Source organism: Geobacillus sp. WSUCF-018B (assembly GCF_002809985.1).
Lineage (GTDB): Bacteria > Bacillota > Bacilli > Bacillales > Anoxybacillaceae > Geobacillus > Geobacillus thermophilus.
Genome location: NZ_PIJF01000002.1, coordinates 7,267 through 32,962 on the forward strand (window position 1 = coordinate 7,267; position 25,696 = coordinate 32,962).

General features: G+C 55.2%; 30 protein-coding genes, 1 pseudogene and 1 other annotated feature. Of the genes and pseudogenes, 2 read left to right on the top strand and 29 right to left on the bottom strand.

Going from position 1 to position 25,696, the window contains the following annotated elements:
* From safA to nadB, 4 genes are all read right to left on the bottom strand, one after another.
* The coding region (gene safA, locus CV944_RS01015; RefSeq protein WP_145994813.1) for a SafA/ExsA family spore coat assembly protein at positions 1-411 on the bottom strand (411 nt) is incomplete at its 3' end.
* A gap of 158 nt (positions 412-569) precedes the next feature.
* Positions 570-1,673 (bottom strand): quinolinate synthase NadA, encoded by a 1,104-nt coding sequence (gene nadA, locus CV944_RS01020; protein WP_049624749.1) that lies wholly within the window; start codon positions 1,671-1,673, stop codon positions 570-572.
* Positions 1,674-1,688: 15 nt separating this feature from the next.
* Complete coding sequence (gene nadC / locus CV944_RS01025) at positions 1,689-2,519, bottom strand: carboxylating nicotinate-nucleotide diphosphorylase (protein WP_100663747.1); 831 nt, start codon at positions 2,517-2,519, stop codon at positions 1,689-1,691.
* Positions 2,520-2,547: 28 nt separating this feature from the next.
* Positions 2,548-4,098 (bottom strand): L-aspartate oxidase, encoded by a 1,551-nt coding sequence (gene nadB, locus CV944_RS01030; protein WP_100663748.1) that lies wholly within the window; start codon positions 4,096-4,098, stop codon positions 2,548-2,550.
* A gap of 104 nt (positions 4,099-4,202) precedes the next feature.
* Between nadB and CV944_RS01035 the strand changes: the two are divergent.
* Together CV944_RS01035 and CV944_RS17395 are read left to right on the top strand one after the other, a co-directional pair.
* Positions 4,203-5,315 (top strand): annotated as a pseudogene (locus tag CV944_RS01035) (IscS subfamily cysteine desulfurase); the annotation flags it as partial.
* A gap of 30 nt (positions 5,316-5,345) precedes the next feature.
* Positions 5,346-5,885: a transcription repressor NadR gene (locus CV944_RS17395; RefSeq protein WP_145994814.1), complete on the top strand. Its 540-nt coding sequence runs from the start codon at positions 5,346-5,348 to the stop codon at positions 5,883-5,885.
* 68 nt (positions 5,886-5,953) lie between these two features.
* Here the strand turns inward: CV944_RS17395 and pheA are convergent, their stop codons facing one another.
* The 25 genes from pheA to CV944_RS01160 all read right to left on the bottom strand — a co-directional run bounded on the left by pheA (position 5,954) and on the right by CV944_RS01160 (position 25,690).
* Positions 5,954-6,802 carry a prephenate dehydratase gene (gene pheA, locus CV944_RS01040; RefSeq protein WP_033010956.1) on the bottom strand — a complete coding sequence of 283 codons (849 nt, stop codon included), beginning with the start codon at positions 6,800-6,802 and terminating at the stop codon, positions 5,954-5,956.
* Between the two features lie 21 nt (positions 6,803-6,823).
* A complete protein-coding gene (locus tag CV944_RS01045) occupies positions 6,824-7,267 on the bottom strand; it encodes an ACT domain-containing protein (RefSeq protein ID WP_033010955.1) in 444 nt (147 codons plus the stop codon).
* An 18-nt stretch (positions 7,268-7,285) separates the two neighbouring features.
* Positions 7,286-8,587 (bottom strand): GTPase ObgE, encoded by a 1,302-nt coding sequence (gene obgE, locus CV944_RS01050; protein ID WP_100663750.1) that lies wholly within the window; start codon positions 8,585-8,587, stop codon positions 7,286-7,288.
* A gap of 94 nt (positions 8,588-8,681) precedes the next feature.
* Positions 8,682-9,242, bottom strand: coding sequence for a sporulation initiation phosphotransferase B (locus CV944_RS01055; RefSeq protein ID WP_033010953.1), 561 nt, complete (start codon positions 9,240-9,242; stop codon positions 8,682-8,684).
* Positions 9,243-9,419: 177 nt separating this feature from the next.
* Positions 9,420-9,710 carry a 50S ribosomal protein L27 gene (rpmA, locus tag CV944_RS01060; RefSeq protein ID WP_008881065.1) on the bottom strand — a complete coding sequence of 97 codons (291 nt, stop codon included), beginning with the start codon at positions 9,708-9,710 and terminating at the stop codon, positions 9,420-9,422.
* 15 nt (positions 9,711-9,725) lie between these two features.
* Positions 9,726-10,058 (bottom strand): ribosomal-processing cysteine protease Prp, encoded by a 333-nt coding sequence (locus CV944_RS01065; RefSeq protein WP_033010951.1) that lies wholly within the window; start codon positions 10,056-10,058, stop codon positions 9,726-9,728.
* Between the two features lies 1 nt (position 10,059).
* Entirely contained in the window at positions 10,060-10,368 is a 309-nt protein-coding gene (rplU, locus tag CV944_RS01070; RefSeq protein ID WP_033010949.1) for a 50S ribosomal protein L21, read from the bottom strand.
* Between the two features lie 15 nt (positions 10,369-10,383).
* Positions 10,384-10,463: a sequence feature (ribosomal protein L21 leader region), on the bottom strand.
* Between the two features lie 145 nt (positions 10,464-10,608).
* Positions 10,609-11,469 (bottom strand): M50 family metallopeptidase, encoded by an 861-nt coding sequence (locus CV944_RS01075; protein ID WP_100663751.1) that lies wholly within the window; start codon positions 11,467-11,469, stop codon positions 10,609-10,611.
* Positions 11,462-12,229: a M23 family metallopeptidase gene (locus CV944_RS01080; protein ID WP_047818802.1), complete on the bottom strand. Its 768-nt coding sequence runs from the start codon at positions 12,227-12,229 to the stop codon at positions 11,462-11,464. Before CV944_RS01080 ends, CV944_RS01075 begins: the two co-directional genes overlap by 8 nt.
* A 253-nt stretch (positions 12,230-12,482) precedes the next feature.
* Entirely contained in the window at positions 12,483-13,286 is an 804-nt protein-coding gene (gene minD, locus CV944_RS01085) for a septum site-determining protein MinD (protein ID WP_033010585.1), read from the bottom strand.
* Positions 13,287-13,288: 2 nt separating this feature from the next.
* On the bottom strand, positions 13,289-13,981 hold the full coding sequence (gene minC / locus CV944_RS01090) for a septum site-determining protein MinC (RefSeq protein ID WP_033010588.1): 693 nt from the start codon (positions 13,979-13,981) through the stop codon (positions 13,289-13,291).
* Between the two features lie 40 nt (positions 13,982-14,021).
* The gene (mreD, locus tag CV944_RS01095; protein WP_033010590.1) at positions 14,022-14,540 is read right to left on the bottom strand and encodes a rod shape-determining protein MreD; all 519 of its coding nucleotides are present in this window, start codon (positions 14,538-14,540) and stop codon (positions 14,022-14,024) included.
* On the bottom strand, positions 14,537-15,403 hold the full coding sequence (gene mreC, locus CV944_RS01100; protein WP_033010591.1) for a rod shape-determining protein MreC: 867 nt from the start codon (positions 15,401-15,403) through the stop codon (positions 14,537-14,539). Before mreC ends, mreD begins: the two co-directional genes overlap by 4 nt.
* Positions 15,404-15,423: 20 nt before the next feature.
* Entirely contained in the window at positions 15,424-16,446 is a 1,023-nt protein-coding gene (locus CV944_RS01105) for a rod shape-determining protein (RefSeq protein ID WP_033014277.1), read from the bottom strand.
* 160 nt (positions 16,447-16,606) lie between these two features.
* Complete coding sequence (gene radC, locus CV944_RS01110) at positions 16,607-17,287, bottom strand: RadC family protein (protein WP_050367613.1); 681 nt, start codon at positions 17,285-17,287, stop codon at positions 16,607-16,609.
* A 139-nt stretch (positions 17,288-17,426) separates the two neighbouring features.
* On the bottom strand, positions 17,427-18,014 hold the full coding sequence (locus CV944_RS01115; protein ID WP_033010594.1) for a Maf family protein: 588 nt from the start codon (positions 18,012-18,014) through the stop codon (positions 17,427-17,429).
* 110 nt (positions 18,015-18,124) lie between these two features.
* Complete coding sequence (locus CV944_RS01120) at positions 18,125-19,240, bottom strand: hypothetical protein (protein WP_050368704.1); 1,116 nt, start codon at positions 19,238-19,240, stop codon at positions 18,125-18,127.
* Between the two features lie 116 nt (positions 19,241-19,356).
* Positions 19,357-19,818: a type II secretion system protein gene (locus CV944_RS01125; protein ID WP_100663752.1), complete on the bottom strand. Its 462-nt coding sequence runs from the start codon at positions 19,816-19,818 to the stop codon at positions 19,357-19,359.
* Between the two features lie 21 nt (positions 19,819-19,839).
* Entirely contained in the window at positions 19,840-20,547 is a 708-nt protein-coding gene (locus tag CV944_RS01130) for a pilus assembly protein PilO (RefSeq protein ID WP_100663753.1), read from the bottom strand.
* The gene (locus CV944_RS01135; protein ID WP_100663754.1) at positions 20,544-21,119 is read right to left on the bottom strand and encodes a DUF2681 domain-containing protein; all 576 of its coding nucleotides are present in this window, start codon (positions 21,117-21,119) and stop codon (positions 20,544-20,546) included. The genes CV944_RS01130 and CV944_RS01135 overlap by 4 nt, the downstream gene beginning before the upstream one ends.
* Positions 21,109-22,041 (bottom strand): type IV pilus biogenesis protein PilM, encoded by a 933-nt coding sequence (pilM, locus tag CV944_RS01140; RefSeq protein WP_100663755.1) that lies wholly within the window; start codon positions 22,039-22,041, stop codon positions 21,109-21,111. The genes CV944_RS01135 and pilM overlap by 11 nt, the downstream gene beginning before the upstream one ends.
* Positions 22,042-22,068: 27 nt before the next feature.
* Complete coding sequence (locus CV944_RS01145) at positions 22,069-22,824, bottom strand: prepilin peptidase (protein ID WP_100658947.1); 756 nt, start codon at positions 22,822-22,824, stop codon at positions 22,069-22,071.
* 27 nt (positions 22,825-22,851) lie between these two features.
* Positions 22,852-23,343 (bottom strand): prepilin-type N-terminal cleavage/methylation domain-containing protein, encoded by a 492-nt coding sequence (locus tag CV944_RS01150; protein WP_100658948.1) that lies wholly within the window; start codon positions 23,341-23,343, stop codon positions 22,852-22,854.
* A gap of 93 nt (positions 23,344-23,436) precedes the next feature.
* Complete coding sequence (locus CV944_RS01155; protein WP_100663756.1) at positions 23,437-24,648, bottom strand: type II secretion system F family protein; 1,212 nt, start codon at positions 24,646-24,648, stop codon at positions 23,437-23,439.
* A complete protein-coding gene (locus CV944_RS01160; RefSeq protein WP_011232104.1) occupies positions 24,635-25,690 on the bottom strand; it encodes a type IV pilus twitching motility protein PilT in 1,056 nt (351 codons plus the stop codon). The genes CV944_RS01155 and CV944_RS01160 overlap by 14 nt, the downstream gene beginning before the upstream one ends.
* Positions 25,691-25,696: the final 6 nt, after the last annotated feature.

Sequence of the window (25,696 nt, forward strand, 5' to 3'; positions counted from 1 at the left end):
GTCCGGCGCCTTCGGTGCTTCCTTCCCCGCCGCTTTCGGCGCTTCGTTGGCCGGCGCCTTCGGTGCTTCCTTCCCCGCCGCTTTCGGCGCTTCGTTGGCCGGTGCGTCATTCGCCGGCGTTTTGCCTTCTGGAGCAACGGCGCCGAACTCTGTATCAATGTCGATCGAAACGAACGGTTTGGCTTCCGCGTATGGGTGCTCTTCTATTTTCGCTTTTTTCGGCGGCGCCTGCCATTTTGTTTCTTTTTTGACCGGCACTCCCGCCGTCGGCACTTTGATTTTCATTCCGGGCATAATCATATCCGGGTCGCTTACATGCCCATTTATTTTTTTTAATTGTTCAAAATCAACCCCATATTTTTGGGCTATTTTCCAAAGAGTATCTCCCTTCTGAACAATATGGATTTTCACTCCGCTCCCCCTCCTACACCGAGACTGTTTGCACTCTATCCGACCGATGCTTGTTTCCCGATATCGTCTTTCAACACAATGTATGACGATGAGCGCCCATTTATGATAAAAAAATCCCCGGCCGGACGGAAGCGATTCCGTCACGCCGGGTTGGGGAACTAGGCAAGAGCAAGCATGCGGTCAAGCGCCGCTTTCGCCTGACAGGCCACTTCGTTCGGAACGGTGATGCGGTTGACGACCACACCTTGTTCCAGTGATTCAAGCGCCCAAACGAAATGCGGCAAATCAATCCGATTCATCGTCAAACACGGACACATGTACGGATTTAAAGAAATAATCTCCTTATCCGGATGTTCGTTCTTTAACCGGTTGACCAAGTTCATTTCCGTCCCGATGGCCCATTGACTGCCGGGCGGGGCGTTGCGGATCATTTCGATAATATATTTCGTCGATCCGGCGTAATCCGCCTGCTGGACGACTTCCCAGCTGCATTCCGGGTGAACGATAATGTTCATTTCCGGTTTCGTCCTCCGAATTTGTTCGATTTGCCGGACGGTGAAGTTTTCATGCACCGAGCAATGCCCTTTCCAAAGGATGACTTTGACATTGTCAACCGGCCCGCTGCATTGCAGCGACTCTTCACGCGGATCCCAGACCGCCATCTCATCGAGACTGACGCCGAGCGCATAGGCGGTGTTTCTCCCTAAATGTTGATCCGGCAAAAAGAAAACCCGCTCTTTTTGCGAAAACGCCCATTTGACCATGTTTTTCGCGTTGGACGACGTCACCGTCGCCCCGCCATGGCGGCCGACAAACGCTTTAATCGCCGCCGTCGAGTTGACATACACAAGCGGGATGATCGTTTCGCCAAATAGATCCGTGAGCGCTGCCCACGCCCGCTCGACTTGGAAAAGATCAGCCATATCGGCCATCGAACAGCCAGCGCGCATATCGGGCAAAATGACCACTTGTTCCTCTCTCGTCAAAATGTCGGCCGTTTCCGCCATAAAGTGGACGCCGCAAAATACGATATACTCCGCTTCATCGTTTTTTGCCGCCAGTTGGGCCAGTTGAAGCGAATCGCCGGTCGCATCGGCAAACTGGATGACTTCATCTTTTTGGTAGTGATGCCCAGGGATAAACAAGCGGCGGCCGAGCCGCTCTTTTATCGACCGAGCGCGGGCCTCGAGCTCGCTTTTTTCCATCGTTCTATAGCGCTCTGGCATGTCATCGAGCCGTTTTAGCTGCTCCAGTACGTTCATTATTTTCTCCCCCCGTCATTGTAAATCAAAACTAATGTCAAGCGCTCGAGCGGAATGGGTTAAAAATCCGAGCGAAATGTAGTCGACGCCGGTCGCGCCGTACGCTGCTACGTTGGCGAGCGTAATTCCCCCGGACGCTTCGGTGATGATCGGCTTTGGCACGAGCCGGACAAACGAACGCACTTCATCCGGCGTCCGGTTGTCAAACATAATGACGTCTGCCCCCGCTTCGACCGCCTCGAGCACTTCCGCTTCCGTTTCCGTTTCCACCTCGATTTTCACCATATGGCCGAGCCGCTCCCGCACCGCTTTGACCGCGTCGGCGATCGATCCGCAAAAGGCGATATGGTTGTCTTTGATCATGACGCCATCATACAAGCCAAAGCGATGGTTGTAGCCGCCCCCGCACGTGACGGCATACTTTTCAAGCATGCGCAGCCCGGGAGTTGTTTTCCTTGTGTCGCAAATGCGCGTATGACTGTCACCGAGCAAATCGACGGCTTGGCGCGTCACGGTGGCGATGCCGCTTAGGCGCTGAAGCAAATTCAAAATGACGCGCTCGCCGGACAACAGCGCTCTGACCGGGCCGGATGCAGCGGCGATCGCTTCGCCGGCTGCGACCCGCTCGCCGTCCCGTTTCATAATCGATACTTCGACGCGCGGATCAAGCAGCCGATATCCGGCTGCAATGATGCCGATGCCTGCTATGACCCCGTCCGCTTTCGCGGCAAACACGCCCGCCGCCCGCTCATCAGCGGGAAAAACCGTTTCACATGTGATATCGCCATCGCCGATATCTTCAAGAAAAAACTGCCGCAGCAATTGCTCAAGCTTTACCTCGTTCATATCCCATCCCCCTGTTCACTTGGCTCATTCACCGTCCAGCCGGCAAACAGGCCCATTCTTCTTTCGTCCGCACGAGGCGCCGCCCTTGCCAGCTCGGATGCGGATGCGGAAAATCGCTCCGGTAATGGCCGCCGCGGCTTTCTGTGCGGCGAAGCGCCGAAGAGGCGATCAGCCACCCGGCAAGCAGCATATACCCTGTTTCGATGTCCTCGGCCGCCAACGTCTCGACATCACCTTCAAGCCAATACGGCAGAGAAAATTGTTCCAGCCAATCAACCGCCTCACGAAGCCGGCTGCCATCACGCACGATGCCGACACGTGTAGACAGCTGTTCGCGAATCAACGCCCGCTCCGGCAGCGTCGGGCCGAATGGGCAATTGGACCTTCGGGCGCACCCTCCTTTCGCCGGCCAGTCGTCCCGGCGGCTGATCGAACAGGCAGCGCGGGCGCCAAATACAATGGCTTCAAGCAAGGAATTGCTGGCAAGCCGATTGGCGCCGTGCACGCCGGTGCATGCCGCTTCCCCGACAGCGTATAAACCGGGTACGGTCGTCTGCCCCCACTCATTGACGACGATGCCGCCCATGACAAAGTGGGCGCCCGGCACGACCGGAAGCCGGCCGGCTTCCCAATCGATCCCATGCGCTTCGCACAGCGCGGCAATCGTGGGAAAGCGGCGGCGAAAATGGGGGACAGCGGAAATATTCAAATAGACGCAGCCGCCGCGGTCAAGCTCGGCAGCGATGGCGCGCGCGACGATATCGCGCGGCGCCAAATCGCCAAGCGGATGGACGCCGTCCATCACGCGCCGCCCGTCTTCCGTCTCTAACACCGCTCCCTCGCCGCGCACCGCCTCCGATACAAGCCCGACCGCTTTTCCCATGGTGGCCAACATCGTCGGATGAAACTGGATGAACTCCATATCCGCCACCGCCGCACCGGCGCGATACGCCATGGCAATGCCGTCGCCTGTTGCCGTTGGCGCATTCGAAGTAAACGTGTACAACCCCGCGCAGCCGCCGGACGCCAATACGACAGCGGACGCACGCCAGACCGAAACACGGCCGTCTTCCCGCTTCGTTTTCACCCCGACGCAACGGCCGTCTTCGATCAACAAGTCAATTACTTGTTCCCCCTCGACGATCGGCACACGGTCATTCAGCTGCTGAAGCAAAAACGAAACGAGCGCCTTTCCGGTTTGGTCGCCGCCGGCATGCAAAATGCGGCGGAAGCTGTGCCCGCCCTCAAGACCGACAGAAATCCGGCCTGATTCGTCGAGATCAAACGCCATGCCGGCGTTCATCCATTCCTGCAGCCGCTCCGGCCCCTCGCGGACGATGAGCTCAACCATTCGTTCATCGTTATGGAGACAACCGGCGGTCATTGTATCGTAAAAATGGCTGCGCCAGCCATCTCCTTCCGCCAACGCCGCCGCCACCCCGCCTTGCGCCCGCCATGAGTTGCTGTCCGATCGGCCTTTCTTTGTGAAGATCATCACATTTTCATGCCGCAGCAAATAGTAAGCGACCGTTAACGCCGCCAGTCCGCTGCCGACAATCACAACGCCGCCTTCTCCCATGTTTGGACGCCCCTTTCTTTCCACCTGTCTTGACATCTATATTTACACATATTTAAACTAATGGCAAGATGTTTGCTGAAAAAAATGAAGTGAGGCGGGAAACGATGATTTATTTGGACTATGCAGCGACTACACCGATGTGCCAAGAAGCCATTGCGGCCTACGCCGAAGCAGCAGCTGTTTATTTTGGCAACGAAAGCAGCCTGCATGACATCGGAACGAAAGCAAAACAACTGCTCACCTTATGCCGGCGCGAGTTGGCCGCCATGATCAACGGGGAAGCGGAAGGGGTGTATTTCACAAGCGGCGGCACGGAAGCGAACGTGCTCGCGGTCCGTTCGCTCGTCGCCGCCCGCCGGCAGAACGGAAATCATTTGATTACGACGGAAATCGAGCACGCCTCTCTCCATCATCTGTTCAAACAGTTGGAAACAGAGGGGTACCGTGTCACTTACTTGCCGGTCGACCGTTTTGGACGCATCCGTCTCGAAGATTTGGAGCGGGCGATCACGCCGCAGACGATTCTCGCTTCCATCCAGCACGCCAACTCGGAAATCGGCACCACCCAGCCGCTTGCCGACATCGGCCGCCTGCTGCGGGCGCGCGGCGTCCTTTTCCATAGCGATTGCGTCCAAACTTTTGCTAAAATACAGCTAGACGTCAAAGCCATGGCGATTGACAGCATCTCGGTGTCCGCCCATAAAGTGTACGGGCCGAAAGGCGTCGGAGCGGTGTATATCGATCCGCGCCGCCATTGGAGTCCGGTGTTTCGGGGAGCGACGCATGAATCCGGCTTTCGCCCGGGAACGGTCAACGTGCCGGGTATCGCCGCCTTCATCACAGCCGCAAAGCAGCTGTACGATCGGATGGAAAGCGAGCAAGCGCACTTCGAACGGCTGCGCCGCCGGCTGCTTGACGCCATCACCGTCAAACAGCTGCCGATCACGGTCGAAGGCCATCCCGACTACCGGCTCGCCCACATTGTCGGTTTGACCGTTAACGGGTTGGACGGGCAGCTGGTGATGCTCGAATGCAACCGCGCCGGCATCGCCATTTCCACCGGCAGCGCCTGCCAGGTTGGACAGCAGGCGCCGTCGCGGACGATGCTCGCCGTCGGAAAAACGCCGGAAGAAGCGAAGCAGTTCGTCCGCATCTCCTTCGGCATGGCGACGACACAATCTGACATTGACGAACTCGTATCCACGCTCGAACAGATGATCTTGCCGCAAAAGGGGGGGATGGACAGGATGAAGGAGGAAAAGAAAATTTTAGGGGAAGCAAGGCGCCAGCTCATTTTGCAATGGCTGAAAGAAAGCGACACACCGCTTACCGGCGCCGAGTTGGCGGCGAAAACGAACGTCAGCCGCCAGGTGATCGTCCAAGACATTTCGCTGTTAAAGGCGCGCAACGAACCGATTATCGCGACAAGCCAAGGATATCTGTATTTAAAGCCGGCTGAGCCGGCCAAAACGTATACGCGAACGGTCGCCTGCTCCCATACGCCCGAGCGGACGAAAGAAGAGCTGTATTTGCTCGTGGACTGCGGCGTGACGGTGAAAGACGTCAAAATCGAACATCCGGTCTACGGCGACTTGACCGCGTCGATCATGGTCAGCAACCGCCTGGAAGTGGACCAGTTTATCGCCAAAATCGAAGCGACGAAATCGTCGTATTTGCTTCAATTGACGGATGGGACGCATTTGCATACGCTTGAGGCCGACTCACCGCTGAAACTGGATGCCGCCTGCCACGCTTTGAAACAAGCCGGCTTTTTAATTGAAGCCTAAACGGAAACCGCATGCACGTAAAGAAAAAAACGCGGACAGGAACACACCGTTCGCGTTTTTCACCTGTTTTAGGCAAAATAATATGGATAACTGCCCAACAGCTGCACCGTGCAGCCGAGCGCTTCGATTTCGGCGATCGCTCCCGGAATGAGCACCTCGTCGAGCGGCGCGTCGATATCAATGATGAAAAAGTAGTTTCCGAGACCTGTTTTCGCCGGACGCGACTCAATTTTCGTCAAGTTGAGCCGCCGCCAGGCAAACGCCGACAGCACCTGATGGAGCGCGCCAGGATGGTCTTGCGGCAACATCACAACGACAGTCGTTTTGTCGCCGGCATAAAGCGGCGAGTTGGGCGAAAGCGGCTCATTCCGCCGGCTGACAACGATGAAGCGCGTATGGTTGTAGTCATAGTCGTGAATATTCTCTTGGACGATCACCAGCCCATATTCGTTGGCAGCGAGCCGGTTGGCGATCGCGGCCGCCGGCAAGTGCGGGTGTTCGCTCACAAATTTGGCGGCAGCGCTCGTCGATGTCATGGGCACTTGACTGGCGCCTTTGAGCACCGTATGTAAAAATTTGCGGCATTGGGCGATGGCGTGTGCGTGCGAGTACACCTCTTTCACTTCGCGCCAGTGTGGGGCATGATACGGGTGCACAAGCAAATGCTGCTCGATTGGGACGACAATTTCGCCGATGATCGGCAGCGGCTGTTCATGAATCAAATAATCGAGCGTTAAGTTGACCGACCCTTCCAATGCATTCTCAAGCGGCACAACGGCCGCCTTAATTTCCCCAGCGGCGGCGGCGTCGATGCAGTCGGGAATCGTATTGTACGGCTCGCGCGGCTCCGACGGAAACAGCGCCGCGACCGCCGCTTCGGTAAACGTCGCCTTCGGTCCTAAATAGCCGATTTTCATTTCGTTTGCCTCTCCCTTGCTTTAATACACTCCTGAACCGACAATTTCCACTTTTTCGACAAATTCAAGCCTTCTCAACTTCCCCAACAGGTCATCGATGTCTTCATGCATATCGTTCGTACTGACGGAAAGCGTCACGTTCGCCCGCCCTTGCAGCGGGATCGTCTGGTGGATCGTCAACACGTTGCAGCCGGCCGCCGCCACGACGCCAAGCAGCTGTGACAGCGTGCCCGAGCGGTCTTCCAAATGGAAAAACAACGTCACGATATTTTCTTTCGTCACCGCCTGAAACGGAAAAATGGCGTCGCGGTATTTGTAAAAGACGCCGCGGCTGATGTTCGCAAGTTGCGCCGCCTCGGCGACCGAGGCGGCTTTTTTCCGCTCAAGCAGCTGCTTAGCCAGCACGACTTTTTTCATCGCTTCCGGCAGGACATCTTCGCGCACCAAGTAAAATTTTTTCTCCACCGCACCTTCCCCCGCTTTTTACCGTTCATCCCAGTCGTCGACAAACTCAAACTCGTAATCGAGCAGCCGGACGGTGTCGCCGTCTTGCGCCCCGCGCTCGCGCAGCGCATCGTCCACCCCCATGCCCCGCAGCTGGCGGGCGAAGCGGCGCACCGATTCTTCACGCGAGAAATCGGTCATTTTCAACAGCTTTTCGATTTTATCGCCAGATAGAATAAACGCTCCGTCGCTGCCGCGGGTGATCGTAAACGGCGGCTTCTCTTTCTCATACTTATAGACGACACGCTGCACAGCCGGCTCTTCCGGTTCATGGAGCGGGAACTCCGGCGTTGTTTCCAATAAATCCGCAATGGCAAACAAAAGCTCGCGCACCCCTTGCCTTGTCGCGGCTGAAATTGGAAAGACCGGCACCGCCTCGCCGACTTTCTCTTTGAAGCGGCGCAAGTTTTCTTCGGCACCTGGCATGTCCATTTTATTGGCGGCAACAATTTGCGGCCGCTCGGTCAAGCGCAAATTGTACTGTTTCAGCTCCTCGTTGATGACGACGTAATCGTCATACGGGTCGCGTCCTTCCACCGCCGCCATGTCGATGACATGGACGATGACGCGTGTCCGTTCAATATGGCGCAAAAACTGATGCCCAAGCCCCACCCCTTGATGGGCGCCTTCAATCAGCCCCGGCAAGTCGGCCATGACAAAGCTGCGGCCGTCTTCTGTTTCGACAACGCCTAGGTTGGGCACAAGCGTTGTAAAATGATATTCCGCGATTTTCGGCCGCGCGGCGGAAACAACCGACAGCAACGTCGATTTGCCGACGCTTGGGAAGCCAACAAGCCCGACATCGGCAAGCAGCTTCAATTCCAAAATGACGTTTCGCTCTTCGCCCGGCTCGCCGTTTTCGGCGATTTCCGGCGCCGGATTGGCCGCAGTCGCGAACCGGGTGTTGCCGCGCCCGCCGCGCCCGCCTCTGGCGACGACAAACCGCTGTCCGGCTTCCGTCAAATCGGCGAGCACCTCATTTGTATCGGCATCGATAACGACCGTCCCAGGCGGCACTTTGACGAGCAGGTCTTCCGCGTTTTTCCCATGCTGGTTTTTCGACATGCCGTTTTCGCCACGCGGCGCTTTAAAATGGCGCTGGTAGCGAAAATCCATTAGCGTTCGCAGCCCTTCGTCCACGACGAAGACGACGTCGCCGCCCTTGCCGCCGTCCCCGCCGGCCGGACCGCCTTTCGGGACGTATTTTTCCCGGCGGAACGCGACCATGCCGTTGCCGCCGTCCCCGCCTTTTACATAAATTTTCACTTGATCGACAAACATGGCTGTTCCTCCGATTCGCTTCCATCATGACAAAATGAGTGTAGCTAATATTTATTATTGTATACAGAGCCAATTCAATGCTGTCAATATGTGCTTACCAATAAGGCGACCCGGAGCCGAGCGGCAGCTCGAGCTCCACCGTCAATTCGTCCGCCCCGACAGCAAACGACACGAGCCGAAGCGGTGCTGATGGCTCACAGCGCTCGAGGCAGGCGCGAATGGCATCACCATCCCGCCATGCGCCGCGGCCGTCAAAAAAGAGCCCCACCCGCCCATCCGCAATCTCAATCGTCACGCATAAATGGTTTTCCGCCTGCTCATCGGCCTGCGCCTCAAGCAGACGAAAAAACCGGCGGCACCATTCGCTCAATTGTTCGTCATACGGCGACAAATCAGCCTCGCCGCCGACAATTTCATACTCAAGAAAAATCGGGTGCGGCTCCCAGTTGTACGTCATCATCAGCTCAGCAAACCGTTCGGCCTTTAAGTTCGTTAACCGCGTTTCCTGCTGCGCTTCGCCGATAATGCCGTTGATGATTTCTTGCACCCGCTCCACTTTATTGAGCGCCAAATGGCCTTTAATGAGCTGGATTTTGTTCAGCCAGTCATGGCGGGCATGGCGCATCACTTCGACGACAGTCCATCGCTTTTCCATGCAACGCTCCCCTATTCAATGCAGCGCAGCTTCCCGCGCCGCCTGTTGTTTCCTTCTCCCTTTTTAGAGAGGACAGTTTACTTTTACTATAGCATTTTCTGACAGCGAACGGGAGCGGTTTTTCGAGGGGAAAAAGAAAAACTCTAACCGCCACGGTTAGAGTTTTTCGAAACAATATTACGCTTCTTGACTGACTGGATAGACGCTCACGCGTTTGCGGTCGCGGCCGAGCCGTTCAAAACGGACGATGCCGTCGATTTTGGCGTACAGCGTGTCATCGCCGCCACGGCCGACGTTCAAGCCCGGATGGACTTTCGTTCCGCGTTGGCGGTACAAAATCGAGCCGCCCGTGACGAATTGGCCGTCAGCGCGTTTCGCGCCAAGGCGTTTCGCGATCGAGTCGCGGCCGTTTTTCGTCGAACCGACCCCTTTTTTCGAAGCGAAAAATTGCAAATCGAGTCTCAGCATGGCAGTCACCTCCTGCTACTTCCATGTTACACGGATGAATTTTCCGTAATCGCGTTCGATCGTCTTCAGCGAGACGACCATCGCTTTGAGCAAAAGCTGCACTTTTTCTGCCGTCGCTGCTTCTTCCAGCTCCGGAAGCTCACAGCGAAGATAGCCGCCGTCTTGGCCGAGCGACACATTCGGGCGGACACCGGTGAGCTCCTCAATGGCGTTGATCGTGCCGAACGAAACCGCCGAAGCACCGGCGCATACAATGTCCTCTCCGCGTTTCGCAAAATGGGCATGCCCTTCCATCGTAAACGCGCGAATGCAACCGTCCGCCTCCCGTTCAATCGTGACGCGAATCATCTTATGCGTTGATTTTTTCGATCACGACTTTGGTGTACGGCTGACGGTGGCCTTGTTTGCGGCGATAGTTCTTTTTCGCTTTATATTTGAAGACGATGATTTTCTTTTGCCGGCCATGTTTTTGCACTTTCGCCGTCACGGTTGCGCCTTCGACCGTCGGGTTTCCGATTTTCACCGTTTCCCCGCCGATGAACAACACTTTGTCAAACGTGACCGTATCGCCTTCATTGGCATCCAATTTTTCAATGTAAATTTCTTGGCCTTCTTCCACTTTCAATTGTTTGCCGCCAGTTTCGATAATTGCGTACATGCATCGCACCTCCTTCATAATACTCAGACTCGCCAGCGTCAAGGCGGTTCCGGATGGAACGCTTCACAACCCGCGCTGAGCGGTTGTAGTACGGGTGCGTCTTTTTGCGACAGCCGCCCTCTTTTGTCCTTTCCGAAAGGGACAAAAAGTCTACAACGTCATTTATAGTAACATAGAAACAGCCCATCGTCAACCACTATTTTCCCCACAAAAGCCAACAAAAAAGCGGCGGTCGCCGCTTTAATAAATGAGTGCACCTAGCGGCGCATCGGTCCGCTTTTCCGCAAAAAACGCATGCAGCAGCTCATTTTCATCGAGCGTCATCCGCTCGCCGCTCCCGCCAGTGACCACGATCGCATGCTTTTGTCCACGGTAAAAGCGGTGCAGCACGGCCGAGATGCGCTCCTCGGCGGAGGCGGTGATCGTCTGCAGCCTTGTATAGTCGCCTTTTTTTCCGTAATACCGTTCAAGCAAAAAGCGCATCACGATATACGGATGCTGCTTCCACTCCTGCCAGACGGCATGCGCCAAAAAAGCGGCGATCACCCACAACTCCAACTGGCGCGGCGCCGCGACGAGCAAAAGGATCACGCCGGCAACGAGCACCGCCGCTGAGATGGCGACCATATTCCGGTGCGCCTCACTGAACGGGCGGCGATACGAAAGCAACAAAAACAACAGTTTGCCGCCATCAAGCGGCCAAACCGGCAGCAGGTTCAGCCCGAAGACAGCAACGTTATAACGAAAAAACAATTCCCAGCTCCCGTCATCCATCCAACCGGCCTTCCAGAAAAAAAACGCTGCGGCCCCGAGCCAAAGATGCTGCGCCGGCCCGGCGAGCGTCACGATCCACTCCTCGCGAAACGGCCGGTTTCCATGCTCTTCCACTTCCGCTACCCCGCCAAACGGCAGCAGCAAAATCCGTTTCACCCGCCACGAAAAAAACGCCGCGGCCGCCGCATGGCCGAGCTCATGAACAAGGACGATAAAAAACAGCAAACAAAGCTGCTTAAAATGGGCGGTCAGCACCGCCATGCCGCCGATCAGCCATAACAACGGATGAACGTGCAGTTTGCCAAGCAGCCCGATATACTTATTCAAAGGAGATCACCTGGATGGGGTCAATAAATTTATCTCCCTGCTTAATGGCAAAATAAAACAGCCCTTTTTGGTTATCCGTTTCGCTCGCTTGGACGGTGCCGATCTCTTTTCCCATTTCGACAAAATCGTATAGTTTCACCGATATCGTCCCTAAATGGCCATACCACGTCTCGCTGCCGTCGGCATGCTGAATGACGACTGTTTTCCCGAGATTCTCTTTCATGCCGGCAAAGGTGACGATCCCTTCTTTCATCGCTTCCACACTTTCGCCGTTTGCGGTTTCAATCATCACCCCTTGGCCGTTTTTTTCAAAGCTCTCCAGCACGCGGCCGGATGCGGGCACCGCGTATGATGAGGCAGTTTTTGTTTCTTGTTCTTTTTTCGGTGCAAAAAAGGCGAGCGGCTCGCCAAACGTTTGTTCATACCAAGCCGAGACAGCGGCGAACTGAAATTCCGTCTCCATCGTCCGAGCGACAAACTGCCGGGCCGGCTCGAGCGAAGCGGACGGATGTTTGAACAAAATGGCGGTGACGAGCACAAGGCAAGCGGCGATGAGCGTTTGAAAAAGAAACCACTCTTTGCGGAACAGCGGGTGCGGCCCCGATTCAAACGAATAGCGGTCGTACGTAACGACCGGCAGCCCGTACCGCTCTTCATCCGCCATCCCCCACTCCGGTTCCCTTCGTTCCCGCACCTGGTAACGGCGCTCTTTCCGCCGCTGTTCAATCCGTTTTTTCATCTCCCGAACGCGTCGGTCCATACGTCCCCCCTCCACCTTTCTAACAACGTTTGTACTAGTTTATGAGACAACCCGTTTGAATATGAGCAGGCGTTTTTCGCGGCGCTGAATCTGCCCATCGGTGCAGACGTGATCAGCCGCGGCGGCGAAAAATGATGGTTTGCGACTCAAAAGGCGGTGAAAAGCAGGCTTTTCGCACAGCTTGGCGGCGCTTGGCACAGACGAGGGGCAAAACAAAAAGGGCAATTTCCCTACCGGAATTGCCCTCATTCCTCTATTTCAGGCTAAATATTTTTCGAATCTTTGAGAACAACCCTTTCTCCTCTTCCTCAAGCGGCGGCAGCGGCACCGATTCGCCGAGGATGCGGCGGGCGATGTTGCGGTAAGCGATCGACGCCTTGCTGTTAGGGTCGAGCACGATCGGTTCGCCGCGGTTCGACGCTTTGATCACGTTTTCATCGTCGACGATAATGCCGAGCAGCTCGATCGACAAATGCATGACGATTTCATCGACATCGAGCATATCTCCGTTTTTCACCATATGGCTGCGAATGCGGTTGATGATCAAGCGCGGCGGCTTGACGTGCTCTTCCGCTTCAAGCAAGCCGATGATGCGGTCGGCGTCGCGGACGGCCGACACTTCCGGCGTCGTGACGACGATCGCCTCGTCCGCGCCGGCGACGGCGTTGCGGTATCCTTGCTCAATGCCAGCCGGACAGTCGATGAGCACATAGTCGTATTCTTGCTTCAGCTGCTCGATCAGCTCTTTCATCTGCCCCGGATTGACCGCCGATTTATCGCTCGTTTGCGCAGCCGGCAGCAAATACAAATGGTTCTCGAACCGCTTATCTTTGACAAGCGCCTTTTGCACGGTGCAGCGCCCTTCGACGACATCGACTAAGTCGTAAATAATGCGGTTTTCAAGCCCCAGCACAACATCAAGGTTGCGCAGCCCGATGTCCGTATCGACCAGGCACACCCGCTTCCCCAAAATGGCAAGGGCCGTCCCAAGGTTCGCGGTCGTCGTCGTTTTGCCGACGCCGCCTTTCCCGGAAGTGATGACGATCGCTTCTCCCACGGTCACATTCTCCTTTCTAAGCGCGTCAAATTCGGCCGCAAATGCATGAGCAGCTGCAAGCGGTCGACAACAATCTGGTTATGTTCATCGACATAAGCGCATTCCATTTCATTTCCTTCGTCCGTTTTGTAGTCGGGAGCGCGGTTCATCACATCGCCGATGCGCAGCTGCATCGGCTTCATCACCGACGCGGCGATGACAGCTTCTTTGTTCCCGCTATACCCAGCATGAGCGATGCCGCGCAAAGCGCCGAGGATGAAAATGTTCCCCCCGGCGATGACTGTTCCGCCAGGGTTGACGTCGCCGATCAGCAGCAAATCCCCTTCGACATGAAGCACTTGCCCGGAACGGACGATGCGCGGGACAGCCGAAATTTTCATTTTTTGCACCCATTCGAGCGCTTCCGCTTTCGATATGACATTGCTTTCGATTGAATCGACGACCAAGTTTTTGGAACGGCGGATGAGCGCGCGCAGCTCCTCTTCTTGTTCGGGCGTCAAGTAACGATTCCCGACTTTGAGATGCACGGAGACGAGCGGACTGTTTGGCGCAACGCCGGCGCGTTTGATGAGCCGCTCTTCGATTTCTTTCAACAAGTCCTCGTACGAACAGCGGTCATCCAACTGCAGCGTCAGCCCGTCTTTCGTCCCTTTAATCGTCACGTACTGCTGCTTTTGCTTTGCCACAACGTTCACCCCAACGAATAATTCTACAAAACGGGCCGTTTTTCCTCTTTTATTCTTCCTGCTCCGACCGGCGAATTTTTGCCATCCACCGTTCAAGCGGGTGCAAAAAGACGAGCAAAAACACGGCGTTTAACAGCAGCGTTGGCCATAAGCGGCGCCCCCAAAAGACGGCAAACGGCCAATCCGTCCGTCCGATCAACAGCTGGATGCCGTACACATAACTGTCAAGCACCGCGACAGCCAACAACGACATCAAAAAAAGAACGAGCCAGTTCTGGTGAAACCATCTCATCACTTTGCCCGCTCCATAGGCGATGAGCGCATAGGCAAACGCGTAAACACCGAGCAGCTCTGTGTAGACGACGTCATACAGAAACCCGAAGATAAACCCGTACCCCATCGCCCGCGTTCCGCCGAAGTGCACAGCCATCAGCACCAAAAAAATGAGAAAAAAGCGGGGAACAAAAAAATACCGGATGTATACATCGCCTTTCGGCCATACATCAACCAAAATGCTTTCACTGACAAAACATAACACCGCAAGGAAAGGGAGACGCCACTTGTTCACTTTGCCTCCTCCTCTTCTTGCAGTGTTGCATCGATCGTCCGTTTCACAATCATAACGTCGTCCACATCGTACAAGTTGGCAAACGGCTTGACATAGATGACTTGCGTCAGCCCGTACTGATCCGGTTTGACTTCCGTCACTTCACCGATCGGCAATCCCTTTGGAAACACGCCGCCGAGGCCGGAAGTCAATACTTTTTGCTTCTCCTTCACTTTGGCGTCAATTGGAATTTCGCCAAGGATCAGTTCGCGTCGTTTGCTGTCATACCCTTCAATTAAGCCGAATACATTTTCGTTTCCTTGGACATACGCGGAAATGCGGTTGTTTTGGTCAAGCGCGCTCAACAGCTGGACGGTGGATGTGAATTGGGAAGCATGCTGCACTTTGCCGACAAGTCCAGCCGGGGTAATGACGGCCATATCTTTTTTCACCCCGTGTTGCGCACCTTTGTTGACGATCACCGTCTCCCGCCAACGGTCTGGATTCCGCCCGATCACGGTCGCTTGAATGGGGATAAAATCGCGCAAACTCTCTTTTTTATCGAGAAGCGCCCGCAACCGTTCGTTTTCCTGGCGCAGCGACTCCACTTCGGCCTGCAGCGCCGCATACTCCTCAAGCCTCGCCTTCAGCAATTGATTTTCCTCATATGTATGGCGAAGGTCGCTCACATTTTCAAGGAAGCCCGCGACCACTTGCGCAGGCTTCCCGAACAGAAGCTGGACAAAGCCAACCGTGTCTTTCACAAACTGCTCCGGCCACGTCAGTTGCTCGCGGCTGCGCAGCGAAAACCCGATCAACATGACGAGAATGACGATGCTGACAAGCAAAAAAATGAGGCGCTTATTTCCGAAAAACTGTGGCATGCGTCGGCACCTTCTTGCTGTCAGCGATGGTCTCTCGCCTTGTTTTTGAACAAGTCGATGTGGTCGAGCGCTTTTCCTGTGCCGATGGCCACGCAGTCAAGCGGATTTTCGGCGACGATGACCGGCATATCCGTTTCTTGGCTGATGACCTTGTCCAAATTGCGCAACAAAGCTCCGCCGCCCGTCAGGACGATGCCGCGGTCCATAATGTCGGCCGCTAGCTCCGGCGGCGTTTTTTCAAGCGTGTTTTTCACGGATTCCACAATGGCATAAACCGTGTCGCGAAGCGCCTCAGCCACTTCCTCGGCGCTGATTTCGATCGTTTTCGGCAAGCCCGTCAATAAATCGCGGCCGCGAATTTCCATGTTTCCGATTCCTTCCGGATTTCCGGCTGAACCGATTTCCATTTTAATCGCCTCGGCTGTCCGTTCGCCGATCATGAGGTTATACGACTTGCGAATGTATTGGATGATCGCTTCATCCATTTCATCACCGGCAATGCGGATCGACTGGCTCGTCACGATGCCGCCGAGCGAAATGACCGCCACTTCGGTCGTGCCGCCGCCGATGTCGACGACCATGCTGCCAGTCGGCTCCCATACCGGCAAGTTAGCGCCGATTGCAGCCGCAAACGGCTCTTCAATCGTATAGGCGTCGCGCGCTCCGGCCTGGCGCGTCGCATCGATGACCGCCCGCTCCTCGACCGCTGTAATGCCATACGGCACGCACACCATCACATACGGCTTGCCGGCAAACAATCCCTTCGTCTTGATGGCTTTGCGAATATAATATTTCATCATCGTCGCTGTCGTCTCATAATCGGCGATGACGCCGTCTTTCATCGGCCGCAGCGCCACGATGTTGCCGGGCGTGCGCCCGATCATGTTTTTCGCCTCGTTGCCGACCGCAACAATTTGCTTCGTGTCGCGCTGAATGGCGACGACGGACGGCTCGCGCAAGACGATCCCTTTTCCTTTGACATAAACAAGCGTGTTCGCTGTCCCTAAATCGATCCCAAGATCTTTCGTTCCAATCCCAAACATATCGTTGATCTTCCTTTCCGAAACGAAATGCGTATTATCATTTTTCTATTGGCCAAATTGGTCGGATGTCAGTCATTTATAAATTGTACAGCACCGCCTAAACGGATTCGGAAAAACTCATAGTTGATATTATAACTGATTCGACAAAAAATGAGAACCGTTAGACATAGCCTTTTTCTTTCAGACTGATGAATTTTTGATCGCCGATGATAAGATGGTCCAACAGCTCGATGCCGATAATGCGGCCGCATTCCGCGAGCCGTTTGGTGACATCGATGTCTTCGCGGCTTGGGGTTGGATCACCGGAGGGGTGGTTGTGCACGCAAATGACAGAGGCGGCGGATCGTTTGATCGCCTCTTTAAACACTTCGCGCGGGTGGACAATTGAAGCGTTTAAGCTGCCGATGAACACCGTTTTGCGATAAATAACTTGGTTTTTTGTATTCAAATAAATCGCAACAAAATGTTCTTGCGACAAAAACCGCATATCTTCCATCACATATTTGGCTCCGTCCTCCGGACAGCGGATCACATAGCGGTCGTTGTAGCCGGATTGGTGGATGCGGCGGCCGAGTTCCAACGCCGCCAAAATTTGCGCCGCTTTTGTCGGCCCGATTCCTTTAATATTCGTCATTTCTTCCACTGTTGCGTCTTTGAGCAGCCTTAGCCCTTCAAAGTGGCGAAGGAAGCGTTGGGCAAGCTGCACGACCGACTCGTCCTTCGTTCCGGTGCGCAACAAAATCGCCAGCAGTTCATGGTCTGCCAAGCTTTCCGGCCCCGACGACAACAGCCGTTCGCGCGGACGGCTGTCTTTCGGCACATCGCGGATCATCCACGCCATTGTATTCCTCCCTTTTCGTATTTTTGTTCGACCAAACGGCTGGCGCGCTGCAGGCGCCCAGCTGCTTGGCCGCATCACGCCCCCCTGCCGTCTCGCGGCCATGGCGAAGCCCCAGACTGAACATCCTTTGCTGAAACAATCACGTCTCCATTCCGTAAGGCGGCCATCCAAGCCGGCGCAGCTCCCGTACCGTCCGCGACAGCGGCAAGCCGACGACCGTCAAATAATCCCCCTCAATCCGCCTGACAAACAAGGCAGCCCGGCCTTGAATGCCGTACGCCCCCGCCTTGTCCATCGGCTCTCCGGTGGCGATGTAGGATGTGATTTCCTCATCGCTCAACTCCCAAAACGTCACCGCTGTTTTTTCAGCGAATGACACAGTCTTCCCGTGCGGCGCCGCGATCGCGACACCGGTCCAAACATCATGCGTTCGTCCGGACAAAAGCCGCAGCATGTCAAACGCTTCTGTTTCGGTGCGCGGTTTTCCCAACAAGCGTCCGTTGCACACGACGATCGTGTCGGCGCCAAGAACGAAGGCACCGGGCGCAGACGGCGCAACCGCTTCCACTTTCCGGCGGGCCAGCAATTGAACGGCTGCGTCGGGCGGCATTCCGGGGGGGATCGTCTCATCGGCCTGGCTTTCCTGCACGTCAAACGCCCAGCCGGCCAGCTCGAGGATTTGCCTGCGGCGCGGGGAACGAGAGGCAAGCACGAACCGTGGGGGCATCGTCATTCTCCTTTCTTCGTTTCGGTTCGGAAGATTCATTTGTATCGTAGCAAATTTTGCGGTGAAAGGCAATTTCTGCAGGCGGGCGAAAAAACAAAAAACGGAGCCGTTCAGCTCCGCAGCGGAACCAACTCCATGTAAACGGCAAGCGCCTCAAGCAGCAGCTGCTGGGTTTTGTTCAGCAGCTCTTTTTCCTCACCCTCCTTGTAGGCAACAAGCGCCAAATACGCCTGCTTCAGCGACTCGGCATATTTCTTGACCGTGTTGTCGTTGGGTGTTTCGCTTTTTTCAAACGAGCCGTACACCTTGCTCAGCGCCTTCCATTCCCCGTCGCTCACATCCTTGCCGGCGAGCAAAGCGGCGGAAACTGCTGCCATGCTTCCGTATAGCGCCTCTCCTTTTTGGACGATATCCGACCGGCGCGCCTTCGTGTCGGCCGCAAACGACAGCTCCTTCACGTACGTGCTCGGCACCGCTCCTCGGTATTGATCGTTGACCGCCCGCAGCGCTTCCTTATCCGCGCCAACCGCAATATAGAGAGCCGCCGGCTGTTTTCCAGCCACCACGACCGGCACGTCGGCCTGTCGAATCGATTCGGCTGCCCGCGCCGCCGAATCCGCATTTGAGTAGACGCCGGCCTGAATGACAGCGACCGAAAACGGGGCGGGCAACTCGCTTTCCGCACGTCCTCTGCCCGAAACCGCTCCATCCTCCGTCAGTTCTGTCAACGCTTCCGCCGCCGGCGATGGCTCCGCTTTTTCCTTCGGGACAAGACGAAGCATCACCATGCCAAATGCCATGCCGACAAGCGCCGCGACTGCCGCCGCGAGAAACAGCGGCTTGACGTGCGACGGCAGCCACGGCCGGCGCGTTTTGCCGACTTTCTTCTTGGGGACTGCCTCTGAAACGGAAAAGATCGGTTCATCAGCTTCCATAGCGGCAGCCCCCTCCTTTTCAGCAACGGCCATCACTTCTGTTTCCGTTTCTTGTCCGCCGTTGCGCCCGCGATCCGTTGCGTCTCCACCGTCTGGAAGGCTGCCCCCCTGCCGAGGGCTGAGCGAAAGATGTCCGACCGAGGTTCCACCAACGGAAGAAGCGGCCGGCGAAGCCGCTCTGTGCTTCTGTCCGCCGGGTTCATCCTGTTGCTCGTCCGATGGTTGTTCAATGGTAAACGGCCGCGATTGTCCGTTAATGTTCACCGTAATGCCCGGACGCTGCTTGTCCATTTTGCCACCGTCCTTTTTCACACTTCGATTTCTTTCGCCTATCTTACCATAAAGAGAAAAAAAAAGAACAAGACATTTGTCGTCTTGTCCCCGCTTCTGTTCTTCATTTTCCGACATTATCGGTCACGAATCATCTCCGTCCCCAGCGCTTCGACAGGAATCGGCTGCTCGCGCCCCTCATAGGCGCAAAGCTGCTTCGTCTCCCCTTTCAAGCAAACGGCGTAATCGATCCCGCCGTCTTCCCGCTTCGTCACAAGCACGTATGATGGGTTTGTTTCCGGCGGCAATACATTTCCGGTAAACGGATCTTCGATTGGATCCAGCAAACCGTTGCCCAGCAATTCTCCATACGACAATATGGCAGAAGAACGGGCTGGCAAAAATTCCACTTTCTCGGCGCCGACATACAGCCGCGCCGCTTCATATAGTCCATACGCATTGGAAACAAACGCCCGCTCGCGCGCCCGATCAATCACCGTCCACATGGCAAGACCGACGATCATCGCCACAATGCCGATGATCACCAACACAGCCAAAAGCTCAATGAGGGTCATCCCCCGCTTCATGCGAATGAGCATATCGGACTTCCACCATCCCCGCTACCGGCCCGAAGACGGCGCCATTTCCACGAGCGGATTGTCTTTGCCGCTTGGCGGAGGGACATCGCGAACGGGAGACAACTGTTTCCATTTCTCAAGCTTCGGAGCATAAAACGCACGAACGGTCACCGAATACGTCAACGGTTGGACTTCATCAGCGATGGACATCAGCTCCGGAGGCCCAGTGACGGTCAACCCTTCAATCGCCACGATGCGCTCCGACTGCTCCAACACCTCTAAAAACCGTTCAAGCTGATAATAGGAAGGCGACTGCACGGTCAGTTGGGCGGTGATGGATTGAATGCTGCTTGACGGAGAAACCGCTCGATTTCCTTCGCTTCCGTTGTTCGTTCCACTGTCGTTCTGCTGTGAAGATGCTGCTCCTTCATCAGAAAAATTGACGCTCACCAGCTGGCTGTCAGCGATATATTCCGCTTTCTGAAACAAGAGCAACAACTGGTCCGTAAGCGGATGGACAGGGACTTTTTTTTGCAATAAAGCAACGGTTTGTGCTGTTTCCTCTGAAGAAGGAGGCAGCTTTTGCTTCAAAGCGGCGAGCACCTTTTTCTCGCTTTGCACCGTTTGCTCCATCTGCTCGAGCTGGCTGTAGCGAGGCATGACCAGCCATGAATAGGCGGCCGCAAACAAAAGCGCGGTGACCGCAGCCATTGCCGCAACAAGAAGCGGCCATTTGCCAAAGCGGCTCATGATTTTTTTTCCTCCCCATCAGCCTGTTGCAGCTCCAGCTCATATTGCGCCATATATCTTGGCACGACTTGATGATCTTCCGGTTCGCCACTCGTCTCGCTATTGGCCGCCACATTGACCAGTTTGACGTTTTTCACCATTCTCACTTTTTCTAATCGATCCAAATAATAGGCCGCCTCTTCCGGCGCATCAAACTGCACCACCATGGTCATCTTTGTCTGATCCGAGTACGTCACATTCATCATGAATCCGCGTTCGGGAAGCTGCTTTGTCAATGCCCGCAGCAACGGCACTGATTTCAGCGGATAGCGTTCCGCCCATTTCACCGCCTTCGCCAGCTCTTCTTGCTCCTTCTGTTCGTCTATATTTTTCATTTTCGCCGCCAGTACATCTTGCTCCGCTCGCACTTTTTTTAATTCCGCCTCCAACATGGCCTGGCGATGATCCGCACGATCGATCAACCAATACAGCACCGAACCGGCTAGGAGAAGCAGCGCCGCCCCGAACAACAAAACGAGACGGATCGGCTGCCTCGTTTCTTTTTTCGGCAATAAATTGATTTCAGCGATCATCGTCAGCCCTTCCTTCTTTCAACGCCAATCCCCAGGCGAGATGAAAGCGGTCCGGCAGCGGATCAAGAGACGCGCTGAGCCGTTCTACAGGCATTTCAAGCCGCTCTGTCAAAGCCGTGAACACATGGCCCAACTCTGGATGATCGCCGGCGAGAAACAGGCGTGTGATGGACTGTTTGCCTTGTTGGAGGGAAAACGAATAAAAGCTCATGATCCGTTCCATTTCCTTATACACATCGACGAACGGATCCACAATCGCCGCCGTCCGGTCACGATAGGCTTCAAGCGGCAAATGGCGCATAAACAACGGCAAATGACGATGAAACACGCTCAAATTCACGGCGGATTCGTCAAACTGCACAAGCAAAATATGATCGTCCGGCGCAGCTTGTCCCGCCGCATAAAACGGACGATAAGCGCAAAGCGGCGATACATCCGCGGCCACCGGGCGCAAATCGGCTTCTTCCAAAAGCGCCGCGTATTCCGACACCGCCTCTTCCGGCGCCGCAAACAGCAAAATCGACACCGCCTCGCTCGTTCTCTCCATCACTACATAATCAAACACCGGATCGGCAAAAGGAAGCGGAATCGACTCGCCAAGCTCCAGAAATAAATAGCCGCGAATTTCTTCATCCGACAAATGAGAAGGAAGGGGCAAACTGCGGATCATGACGAATGGATCAGGGACGACAAAGCGCGCGCGATGGCCGTCTATTTTCCATTCCTCCACGCATTCGTCCAAAATCATGGCCAATGTTTCCCCATCGACGATGCGGCCGTCGCGAACAACCCCTACTGGCAATGCCCGTTCGCCCCATCGTTTCACTTCAGGCGGATGCCCTAGCTTGACTTCCACATAGCGAATGGCATGATCTTTTACGACGATGTTCACATATTTGGACTTTCCCCACCATAACGCCATTCTCGTTCGCCCCCTTTCTTCCCATCCTTACACAAAAAGATCCATATACGCATCGACAAGCTGATCACCGAAAAACAGCGCCGTCAATGACCCGAGCGCAATCGCCGGCGCAAACGGCATCGGCTTGCCGCGCCGCACGCGGCCCAACGCCATGCCGACAAGCCCGATCACCGTTCCGTACAACGTCGCCAAGAAAAACGCGAGCAACACCATTTTCCAACCGAGCACAAACCCAAGCACGGCAAACAGCTTCACATCGCCGCCCCCCATCCCGCCTTTGGACAAAACGGCGATCAGCCATAAAAGCGAAAATCCGACCGCCGCCCCAAGGAGCATATCGACCCACGGCAAAAACGGGATCACAAGCCGCTCCATCAAAAACAAACCGGCAAACACCAAAAGCACCCGGTCGGGGATGAGCATGTAGCGAAGGTCGGAGACGACAATGATGGCAAACAAGCTGATCAACGTCCACGCCACAACGAGCCGCCCGCCCCAGCCGACCCACATCGGCGCGGCCGTCAACAAAGCGGCGGTTGTCAATTCCATCAAAGGGTAAAGGGGGGAGATGCGCCCCCCGCACCCTTTGCATCTTCCTTTTTGCGCGACATACGAAACAACCGGGATGAGCTCCCCAGCCGATAGCGTCCGTCCGCACGCCGGGCAATGCGACCGCGGGCGGACGATCGACTCCCCGACCGGCACCCGCAGCCCGACAACGTTAAAGAACGAGGCGAGGAGGAGGGAGTAAAGGAAAACGAAACAATAGGCGATTGCCGTCATTTATACCGGACTTCCTAAAAATTATGATTATTGTTCTGGTTTTTGTTCTGGTTTTTGTTCTGGTTTTTGTTCTGATTTTTGTTCTAGGTTCACGTCGTTTCGTGTCAATTCACTTACATCTTTGTCATCAATATACTTAAATGTACCGTTCGCATCAACAAGCGTTACTTTATACGTAACCCCATTGGAATCTTTTACAATTTTCACGATACTTTTTTCTGCATCATATTTATTCGTAGACACTTTCCCTGGCGACTTCGGAATGTTTTCTAAATAACCGCCTTCGTACAACTCCTTCAATTGGTATTGCGTCTTCGTGTTTTTATCCGCTGCAATGGCCAATCGCGCCGCACTGGCCACTTGCTTCGCATTGGCGATATGGGCGTCTTTTTTCGAGTTGTCCATAATGGCGCCGATCGCCGGAATCGCAATCGCCGCGATGATCCCTAAAATGACGATGACGGCGAGCAGTTCGATGAGCGTCAAGCCGCGCTCGTTTTTGAGAAGACGTTTGAACATGCCTTTCCTCTCCCTTTCTCTTGATTGATTTAGAACGATTTCCCTATTATTCTACAATATCACTACAAAAATAGGAAGACATTCTTAAATAAATTATTGTTGAATGTGATTAAAGATATCATACATTGGAACGATAATCGACGTGACGATCGTCCCGACGACGCCGGCAAGCAGCACAATCATCAGCGGCTCGATGAGCGACTTGAGGCGATCGGTGCCGGCGTCGACTTCCGCTTCGTAAAAGTCGGCGACTTTGCCAAGCATGGCGTCAAGCGCACCGGTCTGTTCGCCGATCGTGATCATTTGCGCAACAAGCGGCGGAAACGCCCAATGGCGGCGGAGCGGCTCCGAGAGCGATTGCCCGCGCTCGAGGGAGGTCCGCGCTTCAGCCAGCACAGATGCGATCACTTCATTTTCAACGACGCGCTCGGAAATGGACAGCGCCTCTAAAATCGGCACGGAGCTTGACACGAGTGAGCTCAATGTCCTCGTGACGCGCGCCAATGCCGCTTTTTGGACAAGGGTTCCGAAAATGGGCAGCCGCATGGCCGCATAGTCCAAATAATATTTCGTGCGCTTTTGCCGGCGCAGCGCGGTGAACAAAAGGAACACCCCGATCGCCAGCAACGTTATCATCCACCAATAATGCTGCATAAATGCGCTCGCTTTCAGCACAAACTTTGTGATCGCCGGCAATTCGGCGTGAAAATCGGCAAACATGTCAACAAACGTCGGCACGACCGAGACAAGCAAAAAAATGACAACCGCAACGGCGATGATGGCGACAGCCACCGGATAAGCAAGCGCCGAGGCGATTTTTTGCCGCGTCCGATGCATTTTTTCAAAATGGTCGGCAAGCCGGTCGAGCGTTTCATCGAGCGTGCCGCTCGCTTCACCGGCGCGCACCATGTTGACAAACAGCGGCGGAAAGATGCGCGGATGATTCGCCGCTGCCGCTGAGAGCGGGTTCCCGCCGCGCAATGACTGTTCGATGTCAAGAAGCGTCTTAGCGAGCGGCTTGCTTTCCGTTTGCTCCGCCAAAATGCGGATCGAATCGACGATCGTCACTCCGGCGCGCACAAGCGTTGCGAACTGGCGCAAAAAGATGACAAAGTGCTGCAGTTTGACGGCGCGGCCAAACGAAATTTCTTTGTTCCATATGGACGGCGGCACTTCGGCAAGCACCAGCGGGCGAATTCCTTTTTCCCGAAGCTTTGCCGCCGCCTCGCGCCGCGAAACGGCAGTGATCACCCCAGCTTTTTTCCGTCCGCTTCGGTCGCGCCCCTCATACTTAAATTGCGCCATCCGCTCCACGCTCCCTTGTCAAATACGCTTCCGCGGCCAATGGATCAATACGGCCAGCGGCCACAAGCTCCCTGACGCTCATTTCCATCGTCTGCATGCCCACACTGCGGCCCGTCTGCATAATATTGATGATTTGATGCTCTTTTTCATTGCGGATCAAATTGGCCACTGCGGCATTGTTGATTAAAATTTCCATAGCCGCCGTCCGTCCTCTCTTCCGACCGTCGGGAAATAAACGTTGGGCCATGACGGCAACAAGGACGGAAGCGAGCTGCAGCCGGATTTGCGCCTGCTGGGCTGACGGAAAGACGTCAATCATCCGTTCGATCGCCGCTGGGGCGCTCGCCGTATGAAGGGTGCCAAGCACTAAATGACCCGTTTCCGCGGCAGTGATCGCGGTTTGGATCGTTTCCAAATCGCGCATTTCCCCGACTAAAATCACATCCGGATCTTGACGAAGCGCAGCGCGCAATCCGGCGGCAAAACTGTTCGTGTCAAAGCCAACTTCCCGCTGGTCGATGATCGATTTTCCGTGCTGATGCAAATATTCAATCGGATCTTCCAGCGTAATGATATGTCTGGACATCGTTTTGTTCATGTAGTCGATCATCGCCGCCAATGTGGTCGATTTGCCGCTGCCGGTCGGCCCGGTGACAAGCACAAGCCCGTGCGGCTTTTCCGCGATGCGCTTTAACACGCTTGGCAAGCCGAGCTCTTCTAATGTCGGAATGCGCGGCGGGATGAGGCGCACGGCAAGCGACACGCACGACCGCTGCTTAAACACATTGATCCGGAAGCGGGAGACACCCGCAATACCGTACGAAAAATCAAGCTCCCCCGTTTCTTGAAACTGCTGCCAAAGCGGCGGCGGAATGATGGCTTTCGCCATTTGTTCCGTGTCCTCCGGGTTCAGCCGTTCTTGCCCATACGCCTTCAGTTCCCCATTCACCCGAAAAATCGGCGGCGCCCCGACCGTCAAATGTACGTCAGACGCACGGTATTCAAAAGCCGCACGCAACAACGCCTCAAGCTTTTCCTTCATCCGTCT

Coding starts and splice junctions, on each gene's coding strand:
- CV944_RS17395 (WP_145994814.1), top strand. CDS start 5,346: ATGAAGGAGGAAAAGAAAATTTTAGGGGAAGCAAGGCGCCAGCTCATT.
- mreC (WP_033010591.1), bottom strand. CDS start 15,403: ATGCCACAGTTTTTCGGAAATAAGCGCCTCATTTTTTTGCTTGTCAGC.
- CV944_RS01080 (WP_047818802.1), bottom strand. CDS start 12,229: ATGGACCGACGCGTTCGGGAGATGAAAAAACGGATTGAACAGCGGCGG.
- nadA (WP_049624749.1), bottom strand. CDS start 1,673: ATGAACGTACTGGAGCAGCTAAAACGGCTCGATGACATGCCAGAGCGC.
- obgE (WP_100663750.1), bottom strand. CDS start 8,587: ATGTTTGTCGATCAAGTGAAAATTTATGTAAAAGGCGGGGACGGCGGC.
- CV944_RS01135 (WP_100663754.1), bottom strand. CDS start 21,119: ATGATCGCTGAAATCAATTTATTGCCGAAAAAAGAAACGAGGCAGCCG.
- rpmA (WP_008881065.1), bottom strand. CDS start 9,710: ATGCTGAGACTCGATTTGCAATTTTTCGCTTCGAAAAAAGGGGTCGGT.
- CV944_RS01155 (WP_100663756.1), bottom strand. CDS start 24,648: ATGGCGCAATTTAAGTATGAGGGGCGCGACCGAAGCGGACGGAAAAAA.
- CV944_RS01160 (WP_011232104.1), bottom strand. CDS start 25,690: ATGAAGGAAAAGCTTGAGGCGTTGTTGCGTGCGGCTTTTGAATACCGT.
- CV944_RS01105 (WP_033014277.1), bottom strand. CDS start 16,446: ATGTTTGGGATTGGAACGAAAGATCTTGGGATCGATTTAGGGACAGCG.
- pilM (WP_100663755.1), bottom strand. CDS start 22,041: ATGGCGTTATGGTGGGGAAAGTCCAAATATGTGAACATCGTCGTAAAA.
- CV944_RS01065 (WP_033010951.1), bottom strand. CDS start 10,058: ATGATTCGCGTCACGATTGAACGGGAGGCGGACGGTTGCATTCGCGCG.
- CV944_RS01055 (WP_033010953.1), bottom strand. CDS start 9,242: ATGGAAAAGCGATGGACTGTCGTCGAAGTGATGCGCCATGCCCGCCAT.
- CV944_RS01125 (WP_100663752.1), bottom strand. CDS start 19,818: ATGCTCATTCGCATGAAGCGGGGGATGACCCTCATTGAGCTTTTGGCT.
- nadC (WP_100663747.1), bottom strand. CDS start 2,519: ATGAACGAGGTAAAGCTTGAGCAATTGCTGCGGCAGTTTTTTCTTGAA.
- rplU (WP_033010949.1), bottom strand. CDS start 10,368: ATGTACGCAATTATCGAAACTGGCGGCAAACAATTGAAAGTGGAAGAA.
- CV944_RS01130 (WP_100663753.1), bottom strand. CDS start 20,547: ATGAGCCGCTTTGGCAAATGGCCGCTTCTTGTTGCGGCAATGGCTGCG.
- CV944_RS01120 (WP_050368704.1), bottom strand. CDS start 19,240: ATGGACAAGCAGCGTCCGGGCATTACGGTGAACATTAACGGACAATCG.
- radC (WP_050367613.1), bottom strand. CDS start 17,287: ATGGCGTGGATGATCCGCGATGTGCCGAAAGACAGCCGTCCGCGCGAA.
- CV944_RS01145 (WP_100658947.1), bottom strand. CDS start 22,824: ATGACGGCAATCGCCTATTGTTTCGTTTTCCTTTACTCCCTCCTCCTC.
- nadB (WP_100663748.1), bottom strand. CDS start 4,098: ATGGGAGAAGGCGGCGTTGTGATTGTCGGCAGCGGACTGGCGGCGTTA.
- pheA (WP_033010956.1), bottom strand. CDS start 6,802: ATGAAAATCGGCTATTTAGGACCGAAGGCGACGTTTACCGAAGCGGCG.
- CV944_RS01115 (WP_033010594.1), bottom strand. CDS start 18,014: ATGCCCCCACGGTTCGTGCTTGCCTCTCGTTCCCCGCGCCGCAGGCAA.
- CV944_RS01150 (WP_100658948.1), bottom strand. CDS start 23,343: ATGTTCAAACGTCTTCTCAAAAACGAGCGCGGCTTGACGCTCATCGAA.